Annotated in this window: 18 protein-coding genes and 1 tRNA gene; 6 read left to right on the forward strand and 13 right to left on the reverse strand. The window is 42.7% G+C overall.

What is annotated here, in order from left to right; genetic code table 11:
• Nucleotides 1–33 precede the first annotated feature (33 nt).
• Nucleotides 34–264 carry a type II toxin-antitoxin system Phd/YefM family antitoxin gene (locus IM676_RS11070; RefSeq protein WP_200986970.1) on the reverse strand — a complete coding sequence of 77 codons (231 nt, stop codon included), beginning with the start codon at nt 262–264 and terminating at the stop codon, nt 34–36.
• 171 nt (nt 265–435) lie between these two features.
• Here IM676_RS11070 and IM676_RS11075 point away from each other — a divergent pair, with 171 nt between their 5' ends.
• Nucleotides 436–504 carry a cyanobactin biosynthesis PatC/TenC/TruC family protein gene (locus IM676_RS11075; protein ID WP_225880494.1) on the forward strand — a complete coding sequence of 23 codons (69 nt, stop codon included), beginning with the start codon at nt 436–438 and terminating at the stop codon, nt 502–504.
• Between the two features lie 236 nt (nt 505–740).
• On the opposite strand, the gene IM676_RS19815 is transcribed toward IM676_RS11075, so the two are convergent.
• Nucleotides 741–1,328, reverse strand: a complete 588-nt coding sequence (locus IM676_RS19815; protein WP_225880335.1) for a hypothetical protein — start codon at nt 1,326–1,328, stop codon at nt 741–743.
• Between the two features lie 50 nt (nt 1,329–1,378).
• On the opposite strand from IM676_RS19815, the gene IM676_RS11085 reads away from it, so the two are divergent.
• Nucleotides 1,379–2,253 (forward strand): IS630 family transposase gene (locus IM676_RS11085; RefSeq protein WP_200986959.1). Its coding sequence is split into 2 segments (ribosomal slippage): nt 1,379–1,708 and nt 1,711–2,253, totalling 873 coding nucleotides; the frame shifts between segments, so codons are not numbered across the junction.
• Nucleotides 2,254–2,558: 305 nt separating this feature from the next.
• Here the strand turns inward: IM676_RS11085 and IM676_RS11090 are convergent.
• Nucleotides 2,559–3,704: a DegT/DnrJ/EryC1/StrS family aminotransferase gene (locus IM676_RS11090; protein ID WP_200986971.1), complete on the reverse strand. Its 1,146-nt coding sequence runs from the start codon at nt 3,702–3,704 to the stop codon at nt 2,559–2,561.
• Between the two features lie 189 nt (nt 3,705–3,893).
• Here IM676_RS11090 and IM676_RS11095 point away from each other — a divergent pair, with 189 nt between their 5' ends.
• Together IM676_RS11095 and IM676_RS11100 are read left to right on the forward strand one after the other, a co-directional pair.
• The gene (locus IM676_RS11095; RefSeq protein WP_200986972.1) at nt 3,894–4,679 is read left to right on the forward strand and encodes an ABC transporter permease; all 786 of its coding nucleotides are present in this window, start codon (nt 3,894–3,896) and stop codon (nt 4,677–4,679) included.
• A 45-nt stretch (nt 4,680–4,724) separates the two neighbouring features.
• Nucleotides 4,725–6,566 carry a tetratricopeptide repeat protein gene (locus IM676_RS11100; RefSeq protein ID WP_200986973.1) on the forward strand — a complete coding sequence of 614 codons (1,842 nt, stop codon included), beginning with the start codon at nt 4,725–4,727 and terminating at the stop codon, nt 6,564–6,566.
• A gap of 33 nt (nt 6,567–6,599) precedes the next feature.
• Here the strand turns inward: IM676_RS11100 and IM676_RS11105 are convergent, their stop codons facing one another.
• Nucleotides 6,600–7,484 carry a succinate--CoA ligase subunit alpha gene (locus tag IM676_RS11105; RefSeq protein WP_200986974.1) on the reverse strand — a complete coding sequence of 295 codons (885 nt, stop codon included), beginning with the start codon at nt 7,482–7,484 and terminating at the stop codon, nt 6,600–6,602.
• A 25-nt stretch (nt 7,485–7,509) separates the two neighbouring features.
• The gene (locus IM676_RS11110; protein WP_200986975.1) at nt 7,510–8,718 is read right to left on the reverse strand and encodes a succinate--CoA ligase subunit beta; all 1,209 of its coding nucleotides are present in this window, start codon (nt 8,716–8,718) and stop codon (nt 7,510–7,512) included.
• Between the two features lie 303 nt (nt 8,719–9,021).
• Here IM676_RS11110 and IM676_RS11115 point away from each other — a divergent pair, with 303 nt between their 5' ends.
• A complete protein-coding gene (locus IM676_RS11115; RefSeq protein ID WP_200986976.1) occupies nt 9,022–9,756 on the forward strand; it encodes a DUF1995 family protein in 735 nt (244 codons plus the stop codon).
• Nucleotides 9,757–9,792: 36 nt separating this feature from the next.
• Here IM676_RS11115 and IM676_RS11120 read toward each other — a convergent pair whose 3' ends face one another.
• Both IM676_RS11120 and IM676_RS11125 read right to left on the reverse strand, forming a co-directional pair.
• A complete protein-coding gene (locus IM676_RS11120) occupies nt 9,793–11,547 on the reverse strand; it encodes an ABC transporter ATP-binding protein (protein WP_200986977.1) in 1,755 nt (584 codons plus the stop codon).
• A 220-nt stretch (nt 11,548–11,767) separates the two neighbouring features.
• Nucleotides 11,768–12,490: a hypothetical protein gene (locus IM676_RS11125; RefSeq protein ID WP_200986978.1), complete on the reverse strand. Its 723-nt coding sequence runs from the start codon at nt 12,488–12,490 to the stop codon at nt 11,768–11,770.
• Between the two features lie 270 nt (nt 12,491–12,760).
• On the opposite strand from IM676_RS11125, the gene galE reads away from it, so the two are divergent.
• On the forward strand, nt 12,761–13,759 hold the full coding sequence (galE, locus tag IM676_RS11130) for a UDP-glucose 4-epimerase GalE (protein ID WP_200986979.1): 999 nt from the start codon (nt 12,761–12,763) through the stop codon (nt 13,757–13,759).
• A gap of 20 nt (nt 13,760–13,779) precedes the next feature.
• Here the strand turns inward: galE and IM676_RS11135 are convergent, their stop codons facing one another.
• From IM676_RS11135 to IM676_RS11160, 6 genes are all read right to left on the reverse strand, one after another.
• Entirely contained in the window at nt 13,780–14,400 is a 621-nt protein-coding gene (locus IM676_RS11135) for a hypothetical protein (RefSeq protein ID WP_200986980.1), read from the reverse strand.
• Complete coding sequence (locus IM676_RS11140) at nt 14,378–15,646, reverse strand: urease accessory protein UreH domain-containing protein (RefSeq protein WP_200986981.1); 1,269 nt, start codon at nt 15,644–15,646, stop codon at nt 14,378–14,380. Before IM676_RS11140 ends, IM676_RS11135 begins: the two co-directional genes overlap by 23 nt.
• 106 nt (nt 15,647–15,752) lie before the next feature.
• Nucleotides 15,753–16,310, reverse strand: coding sequence for an alpha/beta hydrolase (locus tag IM676_RS11145; RefSeq protein ID WP_200986982.1), 558 nt, complete (start codon nt 16,308–16,310; stop codon nt 15,753–15,755).
• Between the two features lie 155 nt (nt 16,311–16,465).
• Complete coding sequence (gene fba, locus IM676_RS11150; protein ID WP_200986983.1) at nt 16,466–17,545, reverse strand: class II fructose-bisphosphate aldolase; 1,080 nt, start codon at nt 17,543–17,545, stop codon at nt 16,466–16,468.
• 410 nt (nt 17,546–17,955) lie between these two features.
• Nucleotides 17,956–18,027 (reverse strand) — tRNA-Lys (locus IM676_RS11155).
• Between the two features lie 55 nt (nt 18,028–18,082).
• Nucleotides 18,083–18,955, reverse strand: a complete 873-nt coding sequence (locus IM676_RS11160; protein WP_200986984.1) for an aldose epimerase family protein — start codon at nt 18,953–18,955, stop codon at nt 18,083–18,085.
• Nucleotides 18,956–18,959 lie beyond the last annotated feature (4 nt).

Here is an 18,959-nt window from a genome sequence, read left to right on the forward strand (position 1 = left end):
GGAACTGGATTTGGCAGGTGTCAAGAACAATTTTTATACTTCCTGCCATTCCTCTGTAGTTGGGGTAGTTATATCTTCAAAATACTTAATTTTGCCGCGCATATTCTTAAATAATTCTTCAGTAGTAGGGGTTTGTTGATAGGGAGAAATTCTCACAACGGGGTTACTTCCATCAGTAACTAAAATTTCTTCACCTTGCAATTCTACAAGTTGCAAAAATTCTAGTAAATTAGCTTTTAAGTCATTCTTGTCAACTGTTTTCATATTGTTTGCTCATTTTGATGGGGTAAGGGCTAATAATCAGCTATGTCAGCTACTACGATACTAACAAACCCAAGGAGAAAACCCCAATTATCAAGCCAAAAATCAAATTGAAAAGTTTTTGACTTTTGACTTGTTCATGGGGTGACTTACTCCGCGTCGTCGCCTGCAAAAATGGCTAGACAAAAAGCCCAACAAACTGAACCTGATAAACCTTTCCGTCGTGGTCGCATTTGGTGTTAGTTGTAGATTTGATATCCCTGATTTCTTAAAGAAATTGGGGATAAATAATATCATTACTTATTATTTAATACAATAAAAAAATATTAAACTATTTAACTACACCAAAAGCGAAAGATAAGGCGATCGCATCTATGGCTAAAGGTGCTATTTCCGATATAAAATCTAAATGGTATCAGATCCCCGACTTCTATCATGAGTGATCAATTATGAAGATGATGATCAAAGAAGTCGGGGATCTAGTTTAAATTTCTCACATATTCCCGAAAAACGGAAGATAATGAAAACATGACTTTATCTTCTTTCTGTTTACCTACTAAATACCGTTGTTGTAAAGATTGTAAACCGTTATTAAAATCAACTGAGGATAAATTTAATTTTTGCGTTAAACTTTTTTGTATTAAACTTTGTCTTAATTCTTCTCTGGAAATAGGTTTTTCAAATTTACTCAGTTGTAATACTATTTGTTTTTCTATAGGTGATAAACGGTTAAATTTATCTTGAAAATAAGACTGCATTTGCTGGGTAATATGTAATGTATTTTCTGCTAAAAAATCCGCAACTTCACCATCATAATTTTTGTTGATTACAACGGTAATAGTTTTTAAAAACATCAAGTTACCTGTATATAGCTTGATTAAGTCTAACCAAATATCCTGATTTTTTAAGCCTGTGTTTTGGAGTATTTCGGGATGATTTTTAGAAGAACTACAAAAGGAAGGGCGTGTTGAACTGAGGATGTTTGTCAAGTCATGATTAGTAGTAGGTTGGGTTGAGGAAACGAAACCCAACACCACATATAGCAACCGCCAAGGTAATTTAAGCATAAACTATAAGTAGTCCCTTTTCATGTGAAGCGATCGCTTGCTACAGGTATATGCCCAAGCCGTACAGTTACGACCTTCGTCAAAAAGTAATCCAAGCGATTGAACTCGATGGCTTGAAGAAAACTCAAGCCAGTCAAATGTTTAATATTAGTCGCAACACCATCACCCTATGGTTGAAGCGAAAAACCGAAACGGGGGACTTCCAAGCCTTGCCTAATCAGCGTCCTGGGAATGGTCACAAAATTACCGATTGGGAAAAATTTCGTGAGTTTGCTTCCGTACATGGCGATAAAACCCAAGTAGAGATGGCCTCACTTTGGCCTGAAGAAATTAGCGATCGCACAATCTCAAGAGCTTTGAAAAAAATTGGTTTTACGCGAAAAAAAAGACTTATGGCTACCGTGAGCGCGATGAGGTCAAACGACAGGCTTTCGTAACGCAGTTGTCTGAGTTACCTGTGGAGAAGATTGTATACCTCGATGAGTCAGGAATGGACAACCGAGACCAGTATGATTACGGTTGGAACTCAAAAGGACAGCGCTTCCATGCACTTAAATCAGGTCGTCGTGAAGGTCGGGTGAACATAATTGCCGCGCTGTGTAACCATAAGCTGATAGCTCCTTTCACTGTTGAGGGTGCGTGTAATCGAATAGTATTTGAGACTTGGCTTGAAGCTTGTTTGCTTCCCACACTCAAACCAGGACAGGTTGTGGTGATGGATAATGCCACATTTCATAAAGGTGGGCGCATTCAACAACTGATTCAGTACGCAGGGTGTGAAGTGCTGTACCTACCACCTTATTCTCCAGACCTGAATCAGATTGAAAAATGTTGGTCTTGGTTAAAAAGTCGAATCCGCAAAAAACTTGAGCGGTTTGATTCTTTACGAGATGCCATTGAGGATGTCTTGCTTTTTGCGTCCTAACCTCCTTGGCGGTTGCTATACATTTTCTTATTAGTTTCTGTTGGTGGTTATAGGAGAACTCATTTGATAATACAGATTCAAATTTTCTATCCTCCCAGCTATATTACCAAAGGGTAGAAATCAGCTATTTTTCGGTCTGCTGTCTTAATCCTGCATTGTCCCCACTGGCTGGGGACATGAATCGAATCGAAACCATAGATAGCGGACTTATTTAAGAAGTTCGCTATCTGGGACTTTTTCCATTACTGTTAATTATTTTGGGGATGGGACAGTTTTTTGTCTCCCTCCCCCTGGGTAATACTTCTCTACCCCAAGCTGTCTTTCAGAGCATAAATCACCTGGTCTTGCTGTAACTGTGTCAGTTCTGGGAACATGGGCAAAGATAACACCTGATTACAAACTAACTCAGCTACTGGTAATTGTCCCGGCTGATAGCCTAGATATTGATATACTGGCTGTAAATGTAAAGGATGGGGATAATAAACCATGGAATTTACCCCCCGTTCTTGGAGTTGACTCCGTACCCAGTCTCGGTAGTTGGGGCGCATTATTCCCTCAGTGCTGGAAATGCGAATAGTATACTGATTCCATACACTCAGCCCCCCGGATAGTTCTTGGGGGACAATAATATCTGGAATTTGACTGAGAAACTGCTGGTAATAAGCGGCGATCGCTCGTCGTTGGTGATTCCAAGTATCAAGATAACGGAGTTTAATTTGCAAAATAGCCGCTTGCAGACTATCTAAGCGACTATTTATGCCAATTTCTTCGTAGTAATAGCGATTTTTCTGCCCATGTTCTTTGAGTATCCGTAATTTTGCTGCTAGTTGAGGATCATTGGTAGTAATGGCTCCACCGTCACCGCAACCCCCGAGATTCTTAGTAGGGTAGAAACTAAAGCAGCCAATATCTCCTATGCTACCAACTTTTTGATTATCCCAGGTTGCACCTGTGGCTTGAGCGCAATCTTCAATCACTGCTAAATTGTGAGACTTAGCGATGGCCATAAGTGCTGTCATATCTACCGGTTGACCAAATAAGTGCACCGGGATAATGGCTTTGGTTTGAGGTGTAATGGCTGCGGCTACTTGCTGCAAATCAATATTTAAAGTATTACTGTCAATATCCACAAAAATTGGTGTCGCACCCACCGCGCTAATAACTTCAGCCGTGGCCACAAAGGTAAAGGGTGTGGTAATCACTTCATCACCTGTACCAATTTCCAGAGCTCGTAAAGCTAAATAGAGAGCATCAGTACCTGAGTTACAAGCTATACAATGATTAGTCCCATGATAGGCGGCAAACTGTTGCTCAAAGCTTTCTACTACAGGGCCACCAATATAACGCCCAGAAGTTAAAACTTCTAAAACCGCCGCACTCACTTCTGCTGCAATAGTAGCGTATTGGTGCTGAATATCAAAGGCAGGGACGGAATTTACGCTCTGGATCATAAGTTTTCATTTGCTGTGAAAATACAAAGGATGCACTGGAACAGCCAATTTTGAGGCTCGTTTATTTTTATTAAACAACTTACTCAAGATGTCGCCACGGATACCCATCAAAGGTGGGTTTTTACTGTAATTATTGTATGGTTGAGAATACCATTGTTAAGCAGTCAGTCTGTGGGAGATGAATAACTTATGCAGGATTTAATTAAGCTGGATTTGGTTGATTTAGTGATTGCGGTGGGATTCATGGCCATAGCTATCGGTTTATCTACCTGGGAAAGGTTAGGACTAGAGTTAAACTTAGCTATGGCTACCGGCAGAACTATCTTACAACTACTAGTATTAGGATACGTTTTAGACTTCATCTTTGCTTTGGATAACGTTTGGGGAGTTTTGGCGATTTTAGCAGTAATCTTAACTATTACAGCTATGGTGGCCAGAAATCGCATCAGTGTGAAAATTCCCCAGGTTTTACCTTTGGTATGGGGCGCAATTTTAATTAGTACAGCTTTGACGGTTATTTATACTAACTTCTTGATTATTCAACCAGACAGATGGTATGAACCCCGTTATGTAATTCCTCTAGCAGGGATAGTATTAGGTAATGCTATGAATGCAGCGGCGATCGCCGGGGAACGTCTTGTAAGTACCATGAATTCACAGTCTGTAGAAATAGAAACACACTTGAGCTTAGGTGCAACTCCCCAGCAAGCAGTTAGCCAATACCGGAAACAAGCCATTAGAAGCGCATTTTTACCAACTCTCAATCAAATGATGCTCATGGGTATGGTGGCTATTCCGGGAATCACCACGGGACAGTTAATCGCCGGAATTAGTCCCCTTGACGCTGTATACTACGAAATTGTAATTATCTTTATGGTGGCCATGGCTAACTTGCTGACAAGTATTTTAGTCACCAGAGGATTATATCGTCAGTTCTTTAATTCTGCCGCCCAGTTGGTGACCCCTGGGGATTGATGGCGATTTTGTTAGAATAGGGGTTTACCTTTCCCAGGAGCTAAAGTGTCTGAATCTGTGCCAATACGCGATAGCTATCTCGCTTTAATTGATGAAATTGTGGAATCTACCCTCCAGGGCAAAATTAGCTCTGTAGAAATGGTGTATCAAATATTGCAAAATAAAATTAAGGCGGGAACAGGAGAAATATTTGAACTGGTGTTGAGCGATCGCCTCACTAGCATTCAAAGCCAAGTGGATACCCAAACAGATGAACTGAAAAAAGCCAAAGCCAACCGCAAATTGAGAGCGGTGAAAACTATTCAAACTCAATGGCAAAGATATTCCCAGCACTATCAAACCACAGAAGCGATCGCCAGCGCAATTAAAGAAATTACCACGGCCGCTACAGATGAACGTCTGACGATTTTTTTACGTGTTATCGACCCCAATCAAAAGCAACCACTAAATATACAGTCAACAAAGCAGTTAGCCAGTGGGTTACAACAATTTGCTCAAGTAGATACCGACTTACAGGAAATCTCCCAGGGAATTACCCGCGGTTTAGCTAATTGGGAACGACTGCAAGAACACTTAGTCAGCTGGATGTATGAAAGCAATCAACAATTAGGTTTTGGTGGCGTTCCCACAGAAACTGGCCCTTGGGCAACTTGGGCAAAGCAGGTTAATAGTAATGTATGTCAAGCACTGTTTCGCGCCCTAGCCAGGGAACAATCTGTCTGGGAATTTGCACAACAGCAAGGCAGTATCAGCCTGAGTGACTGGGTAGAACTAGGATTAATTTTACAATACCTGCAACGAGGTTTAGTTAACTGGTTCGACCAACAGGCTTACAACGTCCAAGCAGGATCAAAGTTGTCCATTTCTACATTCTTAACCTTTGCAGTCATTTGGAGCCAGTTAGCAACTGGTTTTGATCATCAACCCATGTACAGTCATGGCTGCTCTCAAGTTATGCTCCAGAACCTGCGCAACTTTGCCCAGCGTCCCTATTTTCCCCTGTATGGTGGCATTTTTGCCTCTTTTTCTGGTGGTTACTTACGGGATGCTTTGGATTATCTGGATGAACCACTGCGACGAGTAGAGGGAAATCAGCAAAAAGCTAGAATTCTTACCCTTTTAGGCTATTCACAACGGGCTTTAGGACAATATCAGCGTTCTATTGCGTTTCACCAGCAAGCACTGGAGATCGCTAGAAACGCCGGTGACCTCCCCTGTGAACTCGCCAATCTCAACCACCTGAGTCGTACCTATGTACAACAGAAAAATTATGCTCAGGCCATTAACTACAGTCAAAGAGCATTAATGCTCAGTCGCCAAGGAGGGGAAAGGACAGCACAAGCCAATGCGCTGGTAAATTTAGGTTACAGCCAAGTTATGGAGGCGCAACAGCTAGAACAAGTAGAAACAGAGGTTTATGAAACAGCTATTAATTATTTAGAACAAGGGTTAAAGTTATCAGAACAATTAGGCGATATTCAAAGTAAAGCTCTATGTTTTAGTAGCTTAGGTATTGCCTATTTAGTTATCGGTCAATCATCCGCGGCAATTCCCTATTTAGAAAATGGGTTTAATACAGCCCAAGTTGCTGGAGATTTATATCTCCAAGGTCGGAATTTAGCTTACTTATCTGAAGCTTATTATAACTTACAAAACTCAGAAAAAGCTATTTATACTGGTAGCTTAGGAATGTATCTATTAAAGCAAATTGCTTCTAGTGAATGGCGACAAATAGCTGGTTTACTGACAATTTTACAGGGACAAATTGGAGGGGAAGCTTTCCAAGAGCTACTAAAGCAACATCGCCCTAAAATGATGGCGATTATTGGTGTAGATGGATATGATTACATCCCCCACCTGTTAGCAGAATACCAAGACAATATGTAGAAGGGGGTGGGATTGGCTTCTATTGGCTGTAACTCAAGACTTGATCGCCTTTTGCACCAATTCTGGAATCAGAGAAAGACGTTCAGCAACAGTCACTTTTGCGGCTTCAAAAGCAGCTAATTTACTTTGTGCTGTGCCAAAATTAGGTTCACGTCCAATCACCGTCGCCAAAGTTCCAGTTTGTCGCCAATTTTTTGGTCTTGGTGCGTGTCTACCTGCAATGTAAGCAATGACTGGTTTATCAATGGCTTCAGCAATATACTTTGCTGCTGCTTCTTCACTATCACCACCTGGTTGACCGACTAAAACGATCGCTTGTGTAGTTTCATCTTCATCGAGAATTTGCAGCCATTGCAGAAAGGATGAACCGACGATCGCATCACTACCAATACTGACACTAATGGATTGCCCTAAACCAGCTTTAGTTAGTTCCCAAGCAACCTCGTATGTGAGGGTACTGCTGCGGCTAACGATACCAACCGCTCCTGGTCTATATAATTCACTAGGTTGAGTACCCAAAAGGATTTTCCCCGGTACAATAATTCCCGGACTGTTGGGACCTACTATTAAGGTTTCACCTGCTTCTGACTGACGCAGTAATTGCACCATATCCAAAGGTGGCACCCCACCTGAAATGATGATAATCTGACTGATATGAGAGGCGATCGCTTCTAATGCTGCATCTAAAACTTGGTACGGATGTACGCATATAATCGCTGTATCAATTACGCCGAATTCCTCTACTACCTCCTCTACTAAGTCGAAGATCGGCAGATTGTAGAATTGCTGTCCACCACATCCGGGATTGACACCTGCAACCAAATTTGTACCGTAAGCTTGCATTTGAGCAATATGATTTGCTGAAATCAACTCAGAAAAGCCCTGAATTAATACCTTGCTATCTGGTGTTAAGTTCATAAAACATTATTAGTAGCTTGAGCAATTATCCTCTGGTCAAACTCACAGATGCTGCCACTGCCTCATCTAAATTTTCCAGTACTATCAGAGCATCAGGTTTAGTATTTAATCCCCCTAACAATTGTTTCGCCTCGGCGAACTCAGATCCCGCAATGCGGACAACCAAAGACGGAAAATGTTCACCTCGGGGGGTTCTGCTACTACAAGTTCCAGTTGTTGATTTCACCTCATGTTTTTCCTGCTGTACAAAATTGCTGATGATTCGGGCCACTTCCTTGATCTCGGTTATCCCACCGATGAGGTTTATTAGTATAACTTGAACACTTTTGTCAGCAGCTAAAATATTCAAACCTTTAGCCAGGCGATCGCTGAAAGTTGTGGGGGAAACATCTGTAATCAAAGCATGGCGCAGATTCAGACAACTACCAGGTTTACCACCTGCACTAGTGACTAAATCCAAGGTAGCCATCATGGAACCAGTACCATTAGCCAAAATGCCGATTTTACCATGGAGTTGTAAACCATCCCAATCACCTAACTGAGGGTTGATGGTACTCCTACTATGACGGTTAGCTGTGTTTACGGCTATTTCCCCCAAGTCTGGATGGCGGCCAATGGCCCGTTTATTGATGCTGACTTTACCATTTAGAGCCATCACTTCACCGGAAGCGCTGACAGCCAAGGGGCTAATTTCCACCAGATCCAAATCTTTTTGGATAAATAACTGGTACATTTTGTCAACCACCGCGCTGACAGACTGGATTAATTTACCTCGTAAACCCATTTTTAACGCCAGTCGCCGCGCATAGAAGGGAGAAAATTCCTGTTCCACCACAACGTGATGCATTTTTTGCCCTGGGGATTCCCAGTCAATATCCGCTTCTGTGCCGCCTAAAAGCACTGGTCGGCAAACTGCAGTATCTAAAACTACTGCTAGATAGAATTCTTTTTCTGCTATATACTGGCATTCTCCTAGTATAACTTCTGGTAACTCACCCCAAATTGGCGAATTAAATATAGTTTGTGCCGCTGCGATCGCGTCAATTGTTGTTTCTACAAATCTTACCCCTCCAGCTTTAGCCCTTTCCCCTGTGTATACTTGAGACTTCAGTACAATCGGGTAGGGAATTTTTAACCTTTTCAAATCTGTAGGATGGTCAATTCTTTGGGAAGGCAATACGGGAATGCCTATTTTCCCGAACCATTCTTTAACTTGGTACTCCAATAGATCCATATAGTTGCACCCTGTATTTACACTTTCAAAAGCATTTGCTTGGTGCTGTTTTTAACTTTTAATAGCACTAAAATCACATAATTTAGCTGGTTGGCTTTTTTTGAAACTAATTTATTTATTATGTATTAATTCTATCGGATTACATTCAGAATGCCAATGTATTTTTTAGATGAAAATATGAATACTGTATTATCGGAAGTCATTATTTACTCATTAATTTACTCAGTAAATAAAAAATCTGGTGTTGCTGTTGCCAAAAAGATACCAAACAATAGAAGTAGAAGCTAGATTCATCTATAAACTATGGCTGAACTTCCCAAAAGTCTTGAAGAAGCGATCGCGCAATCTCGTATAGCCACAGCCGCCGCCCTTGCAGACGGCTACACTCGCTTACAAGTTGATTTTCTGTTCCCAGAACTAAAACTGATGCCCGTGGCGGCTGAATTTTTGCCGGTGTTTGCCAAATATGATTCCCGTCTGAAAGTTTTCTTTGCCGATGCTGGTGCTGCAGCCCTAGCTAACCGTGATTGGCAGGATACACCATTTAAAATTGTGGATATCGGTACAGGTAGGGCGGCCTCCCTCAAATCGAAAATTCAAGCAGAAGATGAAATTTTCTTATTTATTTCCCCCTCCTCTGTAGAAGTTCCCCAACTGGAAAAGTTATGCCAAGATATAGGCGATCGCCCTTTTGTGATGTTAAATCCCCGCCTAGAAGATTCTGGGGTTGTGGGTATTGGTTATGCAGCTAGACAAACCCGCCAGCGTTTTATTAGCACCATTGAATCTTGTTACTATCTGCGTCCTGTGGATGATACTACTGCTGTATTTCGCTGCTATCCTGAACTGTGGCAGGTCTGGGTAGAAACAAATGGCGAGTATGAAAAAGTGGCGGAATTACCCAAAAAACCAACGGGTGATGAGTTGGATATGATTGTCATCCCCGGACAACCACAAACATCTAACGATGGTGCACCGGTGAAAAAGCCGAGTGTGTTTAAGAGTTTACAACGGTTTTTGAAGGCTTTGAGTAGTTAAAATCCACAACAGAGACAGAATGTCTCTGTTGATTTTTCAATGTAGTAACTCTTCTATTTGATGCTGATGCCACAGTTTTTTGTACAGACCTTCTGTTTGCAACAGTTCTGAGTGATTGCCTATTTGGACAATTTCCCCCTTATCCATCACAAAAATCCGGTCAGCCGTTGCTGCTGCCGATAGCTGATGAGTGATGAAAATTATGGTTCTGCGTCTTCCCTCAACAGTAAGGTTACGGAGAATTTTTGTAGCAGTTTGATTATCTACGCTGGAGAGGGCATCATCTAAAATTAAGATTGGAGCCTCTACCAACATCGCCCTAGCTAAAGCTGTACGTTGTCGCTGACCACCAGAAAGAGTTATACCCCGCTCCCCTACAATGGTTTCATATTCCTGGGGAAAATTCCTAATTTCGGCGTCAATTTGAGCCATTTTAGCAACAGATTCTATATCTTGTAACTCACTGAGTGGGTCACCGTAGCGGATATTATTCTTAATTGTGGTGCTAAACAAAAAACTATCTTGAGGAACATAGGCGATCGCCTGACGTAGGTCTGCCAATGATATCTGAGTAATATCCACATGGTCAAGAAACAATTGTCCCGGTGCAATATCTAACAACCGTGGTAACGCATTAGCTAAAGTTGATTTACCAGAACCAATTGCTCCCACAATGGCCAATGTTTCCCCAGGAAAAATAGTAAAACTGAGATTATTTAAAGCTGCACTACTTGCACCGGGGTAGGTATAGCTGAGATTAATACCTGTGATTTCTCCTTTAATCTCATTCTGGGGCAAGTGTACAATATCGGGTGGATCTTGAATTTTTGGTGTTACTGACAGAATAGACTCCAGGCGGTCAATGCTGACTTCACCACGTTGATAAGCGGTAATCGTAAAACCTAATAAAGCTGTGGGAAAAACTAAACGTTCTACATAAATCAACAGAGCTAAAAAATCTCCGACAGCTAAAGTCTGCGCAGAAATTTGTAAGCTTCCCAACCAGATGATCACTAAAGAACTGAGATTAGCTAAACCACCAATTAAAGGAAATAATATATTGCGACTTTTAGCCAGTTGTAGGTTAGCCGCCAATAGCTGCTGATTCTTTTGAGCAAACCCTCGACGCTCATTCTCTTCCTGGGCGTAGATTTTAATCAGAGCAATACCGCTAATATCCTCCTGAATCAGTTCACTGATGTCGGATAGTTCTTCTTGCACTACAGCCTGCTCCTTACGGAGGCGATTGCTAAATAGATGCACTAACCAGAACATGAAGGGATATACAGCCAAAGAAGCCAGTGTCAGATTGACACTGATTGCTAACATTACTGGTAGGGTGAGAGCATAGGCAAACACAGTATTTGCTAAACTCAGTACAGCAAAACCCACCAACCTCCTGACATTGTCCACATCACTGGTGGCTCGATTAATTAAATCTCCAGCAGTATTAGTGGCAAAATAAGCTGGTTCCAGCTTGAGTAAGTGTTCAAAAATGCGTTGTTTTAAGTCAAATTCTACCTGTCGTCCCACCCCAAACAGCCAAATCCGCGAAGCCATACGGATGAGCCACATGGCGGAAGCGAGCAGGATAATTGGGACGACATAATAATATAATAATTGGTTGAAATTAAAGCTAGCCGAAAGTTGGTCAACGGCTGAACGAATCAACCAGGGAATATAAACACCCAGCCCATTGACAGATAATAAAGCGAGAATGCCTAAAGTAGTTTCCCGCCAATGGGGACGTAGATAAGCACCGATTTTAGCCAGTCGTTGAGATTCTGCCATTCCAGGGATATTGCAACTTAATTATCCTGAGGATCAACTGCTGATAAATCCTTTAAATATCGGAATTTCAGCAATCTGCCCTATCCTACTTTAGCGAATAGAGAAGCCAATCAAGCAGCAAGTCCATAATTTTCCGATTAAACCACAGATGCCGACAGATAAATATGATCCAATATCTGTGGTTCATGATTCGGTGATTTCTGTTGTTGCACTCTCAGCTTTACCTAGGTGCTTGGTCACCACGTAAGAAAAAGTAAATCTGGTTGAGATAACTTTCCCATACTTGGGTTGTCAGTTGCAGGGTTTCCGCACTAGGTACAAAGTCGTCAATTCGCAACCCGCGAGTTGTTTGTGTAGGAGTTTGGACCAGGTAAGGTGGAATTTTCACACCTAAAGAATTCAAGGCTACATTTGTATAACCTGGTTGTTTACCCATGACATCAGAAATGATCGGGGGAGCAGTTGCGGGTGCCAATGCTACCAGAGCCTCTACAGAATTACTCTCGGGTCTGATCGATGAAATTACTCTATAATCCTGAATAATTTCTTGATTTGCTAAGTTGGTATTTCCCAGTGTTGCTATGGGTATCCTGACTAAAAAGTAAGCGATCGCTGGTGTACTTGCCAACAGTAAAATTGTCAGTGACCAACCGAGTAAATAACCGCCTGGTTTTTCTATCGCGCCCCCCTTAATCTTCTGAGCGGCAAATATCATCAGTAAAACAGAAGCTCCCAAGGGCTTGAGGGGAAATGATACTACCCTCCACAAAGATGCTACAGCCGGTTCGTTGGGATTAATAAACGACAACGCGATCACAATCAGAACAACGACTAAAACTAATCTCCCGACAAAGGTTCCGGAAGGATAAAATCTCTGAAACAAAGAGTATCCAACAGTGCCAATCAGCAGCCATAGCAGTACTCGGCTTAGTAATAGAAACATAGATTAACTCTCAATTTTTTTGGTGCTGTGAGCCAGTGTCAAATAGGAGTTTACCCCATAAGTAACTGAAGTTATCAGTCTAGAGATTCACTGACAACAGAAGATGTATTTCATCGTCAAATTGTAATCTCACTATGACTTGAGAGCAAATACATCACGCCTGGGACTTTGTAGTGATTTTAGTGCAATAATTTTTTCATTTTTCGGATCGGTCATGTGGCACTGGTAAACTAAGTTAATTAAATGGTTGTCAATTCCCAAGGAAAAACTATGTCTTCTGCAAAGCCGAGCATTTTAGTAACGGGGGGAGCTGGATATATTGGTTCTCATACTGTATTGGCTCTCAAGCAGGCGGGTTATGAAGTTCTCGTACTTGATAATCTGGTTTATGGCCATCAAGATTTGGTGGAAAAGGTTTTGCAGGTAGAACTGATAGTCGGTGATACAGGCGATCGCCCTTTGTTGGATGCCTTATTTAAAACTCGTAATATCGCCGCTGTCATGCACTTTTCTGCCTATGCTTACGTAGGTGAGTCTGTGACTGACCCGGCTAAATATTACCGTAATAACGTTGTAGGTACTTTGACGCTGTTAGAAGCGATGCTGGCTGCATCTATTAAAAAATTTGTCTTCTCTTCCACCTGTGCGACCTATGGAGTACCGGAAATCGTCCCCATACCGGAAAATCACCCCCAAAACCCCATTAACCCCTATGGGGCGAGTAAGCTGATGGTAGAGCGGATTCTTTCTGACTTTGATGTGGCTTACGGTTTAAAATCAGTACGGTTTCGCTACTTTAATGCGGCTGGTGCTCATCCGGGGGGCTTGCTAGGGGAGGATCATCAACCAGAAACCCACTTAATCCCCTTGGTGCTGCTCACAGCTTTGGGTAAAAGAAATTCTATTTCTATTTTTGGCACGGATTACCCCACCCCTGATGGTACTTGTATTCGTGATTATATTCACGTCAATGATTTGGCAGATGCCCATGTTTTGGGTTTGCAATATCTCTTAGAGGGTGGGGAGAGCGAAGTTTTTAACTTGGGTAATGGTAATGGCTTCTCCGTGAGAGAAGTGATTGCAGCGGCAGCAGAAGTTACTGGTATGAGTATACCAGTGGCAGAATGCGATCGCCGCCCCGGTGATCCCCCATCTCTGATTGGTAGTGCCCAAAAAGCCAGGAAAATTCTCAATTGGCAACCTCAATACCCCTCTATTCAAGATATTGTCACTCATGCTTGGCAGTGGCATCAAAAGCGACATAGGTAACTGCTGCATGAACTACCAGGTCACCTGACCCAGAGTAGGACAAATGCAATTGCTACGGTGATCACAATCACCAGTCCCAGGACAGTAATAGTTAATCCTGACGTGAGGGCCACATTTTGAGTAGGTGTATTCTTGGTTTGTTCGACTGCATTTATAGTTGTTCCCCTAGCTACAGTGACGTCAAACTCAAATTGAAATGGTTGAAAATTGCCTTGGGTGGTAGGTTTGCCAGTTAGCTGTAGCTGATACCTTCCTGGCTTAGGGAAGATAATTTCGGCACCGGGAATACCTTGATAACGTTCAGCCGCCACAGGTTCTAAATCGGGTGTGATCAGGGCTGGTTCTCCGGGTACATGAGGTTGAGCATAAATCAATAATTCACAATCACACTCTGTTAAGGGAATCACCTGACCACCTTTACGAGTTAAAGCAAACCAGGCTTGGCTAGGTTCCCCCGCTCGAGGATGGTCATTTGGTTCTATGTGGAGGGTAGCACCCACATCTACAGCTATTTGCACTTGATGGGCCAAAAGAGGATGGGCTGTGATCATGGATATAACTAAGCAACTCAAAAATAACAAGTAATAAATAATTTTTGGTTTGTTACCGTACCAGTAACTAGGATTTGCTTGGGGGGACATAAAACTTTTCTATATTTAATGTTGACCAAAACATAGGTAAACGCACCAATAACACGCCGAGGTTAACCATTCCCAGTAATATTACCGCTAATTGATTGCCCCATGTTAACTGTAAGGAACCTAAATAATGGGAACCAATCAATACAGCATGAATCGAACTTAAAAGTAAAGCTGGTATACTCAATAGATGAATCTGTCGCCAAACTTTCCCCAAATGTTTTTGCAGCGATTCAAAACTGGTGAAGGCGGCGGGGGTAATTAATAATAAAGCTACAGCACCCGCAGCCATACCCCACTGAAAATCTGGCGGTAAGAACCAAAACGCTGCCAATTGCCACTGCAATGAATGTGCCATCATGTGGGTGGTATGTACCACGGCCAGGACAAAAGCACCTACCCCCAAACCGCGACGGTAACGCAAGGGTGAAGCCCATAGGCGGCTAATGGGACGGGCAATTAGTGCCAAGATTAAGCAGAGTAAGGCTGCGTGTCCGCTATAGTCTACCATGGTGTCGCCAGTCCGCAACAAAGTTAGGATGCCAATGGCTAGTGTTACCCAGCCGCCTAAGCGAAATAATTGACTGCGTCGGTCTTTATTTACCAAGGAGGTGGAGACACCCACACCTAGCATAGTTGGTAGGGTTCCCAGGCCAAAAGCCAGCATGGTTGCTGCACCCATCCATAAGTTTCCTGTTTCCGCAGCTTTAATCTGAGCAGCATATAAGAAACCACAGGGCATTAAACCCCAGGTCATGCCTAAAAGCATGGGTGTCCACCATCTGTTTTGATGGGAAAGTTGCAGCATCCCTAGACTCAGACGCTCATGTAAACTTCTTTTTAGTAACGGATGTAATACGGGGATGCGCGGTAGTAAATCCGGTGTTACTTGTCCTAAACCAAACCAAATCAGCATTAAGCCGGTAATAATTGCCATCCAACGGCGGAAATCACTACCTACACCGGCAAACTGACCACCTTGGAGTAATACAGAACCCAGGGACCCTATACCAGCACCGACTAGGGCATAGCTTAACATTCGCCCTAAGTTTAACAGGAAATGAAATTTTAATTGTTGTCGCCACGAGTTGGGGATTTTTTTTTCTGGTGTCGGTTGGGGGGAAACTGTTGCTCCTGTTCTTGGCTGCTGAGACAGGGAAAAGGCCACGGTTAAAGGGCCACACATCCCAAAGCAATGCCCAAAACTGCCCAGTAACCCCAGGAGGGTGATCAGTGACAAATCTAGCATTATGATAAATTCCGCGGGCACTCTTCTAGTGCGGAAACTTACCGTAAGTTCTGGGATTTGTCAAAAGACGAGCTGTCAAACTTGGCTGACGGGGTGAGACAATATATTAGGTTGGTCGGTCTCTAGTTTGCACAGCGTTAGGAATTTGCCTGACTTTTGGGAACCGTTTCGCTACATAGAAGGCTTTTAGCACATCAATTTCTAGGCGTTGACTGGGATAAGCGGCAATAAAATTGATGACAGAAAGACCTTGAGGTTGAGTAGCACCTAATACTAATGCTGCTCTGAGTGCTTGTACCCCCGCCTCATCTTTTCTGACTACAGCCTGGGAGACATTATTAAGAATTGTTATGCCCATTTGTGTATTGAGTAGACTATTCACTGTCACCACATCTATGGGTACTTTCGTTCTCAGCAGTCTGACAAAGAAGCGGCTTTGTTCTTCAGATATTCTGCCGGTGTAAAGCTCTAAACCTCTGGGAAATTTCCCAGTATCTGCTGTGTTTTGTAACTCCTCTAGGGAAATAGATTCTGCAAAGGGGCCAAATCGCAGAACAACGGTATCCGCAGCATGTACGGAGGTGTTGGACCCCCAAAACTGTGTTAAGGCGATCGCACCTAAGAAAATTGCAACTCTTTTGAAGTTTTTCCAGTTGCTTGCCATAAGATTTTTACTAATTAATTTTTAGGTAAATATAACGTAATTTTATATATTTGACGGCAAGTGTTGTGGATAAATTCAAAGAGCATAGCAATGCTATGCTCTAGTTGAGTTGCAGGGGGATTGTTTTGTTATACCCCTGTTAATTTTGAGGGAGATTACACCTTAGCAGATGCTTTAGTAATCATATTCAGTTCGCCTTTGGCATACTTAGCAGCAAAGTCTTCGAGAGAAACTTGCTTAATCTTGCTAGCATTACCAGCAGTACCAAATTGCTCGTATCTGTCAGCACAAACCTTCTGCATATATTTGATGGAAGGCTTGAGGAAGTGACGGGGGTCAAATTCCTTGGGAGCTTTTGCTAGTGCTTCACGAACTGCGGCGGTGATAGCTAGACGGTTGTCGGTGTCAATGTTAACTTTACGGACTCCACTCTTGATACCCTTTTGAATTTCTTCTACGGGTACACCATAGGTTTCGGGAATTGCACCACCGTACTCGTTAATCAAGGCAATTAAATCTTCAGGTACTGAAGAGGAACCGTGCATTACCAGGTGGGTGTTAGGTAAACGGCGGTGAATTTCTTCAATGCGGCTAATTGCCAAGATTTCACCGGTTGGTTTGCGGGTAAATTTGTAAGCACCGTGGCTGGTACCGATGGCTACAGCCAAAGCATCTACTTGGGTTTGCTCTACAAAGTCCGCTGCTTCGTCTGGGTCTGTTAGTAGTTGAGAGTGGTCAAGTGTACCTTCAAAACCGTGACCGTCTTCAGCTTCACCAGCACCGGTTTCTAGGGAACCTAAGCAACCTAGTTCACCTTCTACGCTGACACCTAAGGCGTGAGCCACATTCACTACTTCACGAGTGGTATTGACGTTGTACTCAAAGCTGGCGGGGGTTTTAGCGTCTGCTTCCAAGGAACCATCCATCATGACGCTGGTAAAGCCGTTCTTGATGGCGGAGTAGCAGGTAGAGGGTGCATTACCGTGATCTTGGTGCATGACAATGGGAATTTCGGGATAGGTTTCTACTGCAGCCAAGATCAGGTGACGTAGAAAGTTTTCTCCAGCATAAGAACGAGCACCACGAGAAGCTTGTAAGATTACGGGGCTATCTGTCTCTGCTGCTGCTTTGAGAATTGCCTGAATCTGCTCCAAGTTGTTGACGTTAAACGCAGGAATACCGTAACCGTGTTCAGCCGCGTGGTCTAAAAGCAGCCGCATTGGTACGAGCGCCATATATATTCCTCCTTGCTAATGTGTTTTTGGGCTAATCGGTTTCCGAAAAGCGTAATATTTACGCTAATCTTAATACTTTTTTCAACTTATAGGAAATTATAACTAGTGATGGTTGTTTATTCTGAGAAATTTTCTGCTATCTTCCATCAGGATGCCCTATATTTCCCATATACTACTGTACATCAAGTTACACCCAGGCTTAAGGTTTTTAGTATCTCTAGATGCTATAAACCTTGAATTTCCCTTCCAGCGGTAATAGAGTTGATCACGGCCAAGTTTTCCTTATGCTTGTTGAGTTGACACTCTCAGGGCTAAAGCTGCTGATTTTCCCGCTTACCGAGATATTTTTATGATTGTTTGTTCAGGTTGGCGATCGCATTCTCTTAGAGATTTTACCTGATTTTTCCTAGTGGGTCGCCCGGGATTCGAACCCGGAACTAATCGGTTAAAAGCCGAGTACTCTACCGTTGAGTTAGCGACCCTTTTGTTTTGCAACTTTGTCATCATAACATGGACATCTGGGATTAGCAAGTATTTTTATAAAAGATTTGCTGTTAACCTCACAGAGGCGGTGCTGCTAGCTTTTGGAGCTAATACCGTCAGATTTTCACCTGTATTCAGGGCATTCCGGGGAGCTGTCCAAGGTTCTAGACAGTAAAAGTCTTTGCCTTTGATTGTCCAAAACACCAGACGAGAGTAAATGCGATCGTAATCTAAAGTTAACTTGAGTTTCCGCACTGGGTCTATGACTGTGGCAGATTGGCTAGTCAAGCCCCCAAAACCGACATCAATTTCTTCACGGGTAAAATCAAAACTACCATCAAACGGGTGAATTTCCTTAGTAGCTTGGTCTTGGTATGCCTGGGAGGGGATGTGAAACTGTAGCTGATGCTTATCACCACTTGTCAAAAAGTAAGGATGGAAACCCGCTGAAAAGGGCATGGGTGTAGATGACAAGTTTTGATACTGCTGTTTAATTTCTAGAGTATTGCCCTGTAACTGGTAAGTAAAAATCAGTTGAAAGTCAAAAGGATAAACAGCTTTAGTTTGTTCATTGCTTTTGAGTACCAGAGTCAGGCTAGCTTGATGTGAAGTTTCTTGAGCGGTCACTTCCCAAGGTAAATCACGAGCAAAACCATGTTGTTTGAGGGTGTAAGTCTGTTGGTTAAAGGTATAAATATTGTCTGGTAAATTTCCACAGATAGGGAAGAGAATGGGATTTCCGCCTCTGATACTCAATTCAGGATGGGTAAAGCGTTCACTATCCAGATAGAAAATTTCTTGGTTGTGGACACGCCACCGGGTGATGATCCCGCCTCTTTCGGGTACAACTTCTATTTGAGAGCCAGCAGTTTGATCAGTGAGGATGTAAGTCTTGTATTGTTGCTGTTCAACAGTGATAGTCAACACAGGT

Source organism: Anabaenopsis elenkinii CCIBt3563 (assembly GCF_015245355.1).
Lineage (GTDB): Bacteria > Cyanobacteriota > Cyanobacteriia > Cyanobacteriales > Nostocaceae > Anabaenopsis > Anabaenopsis elenkinii.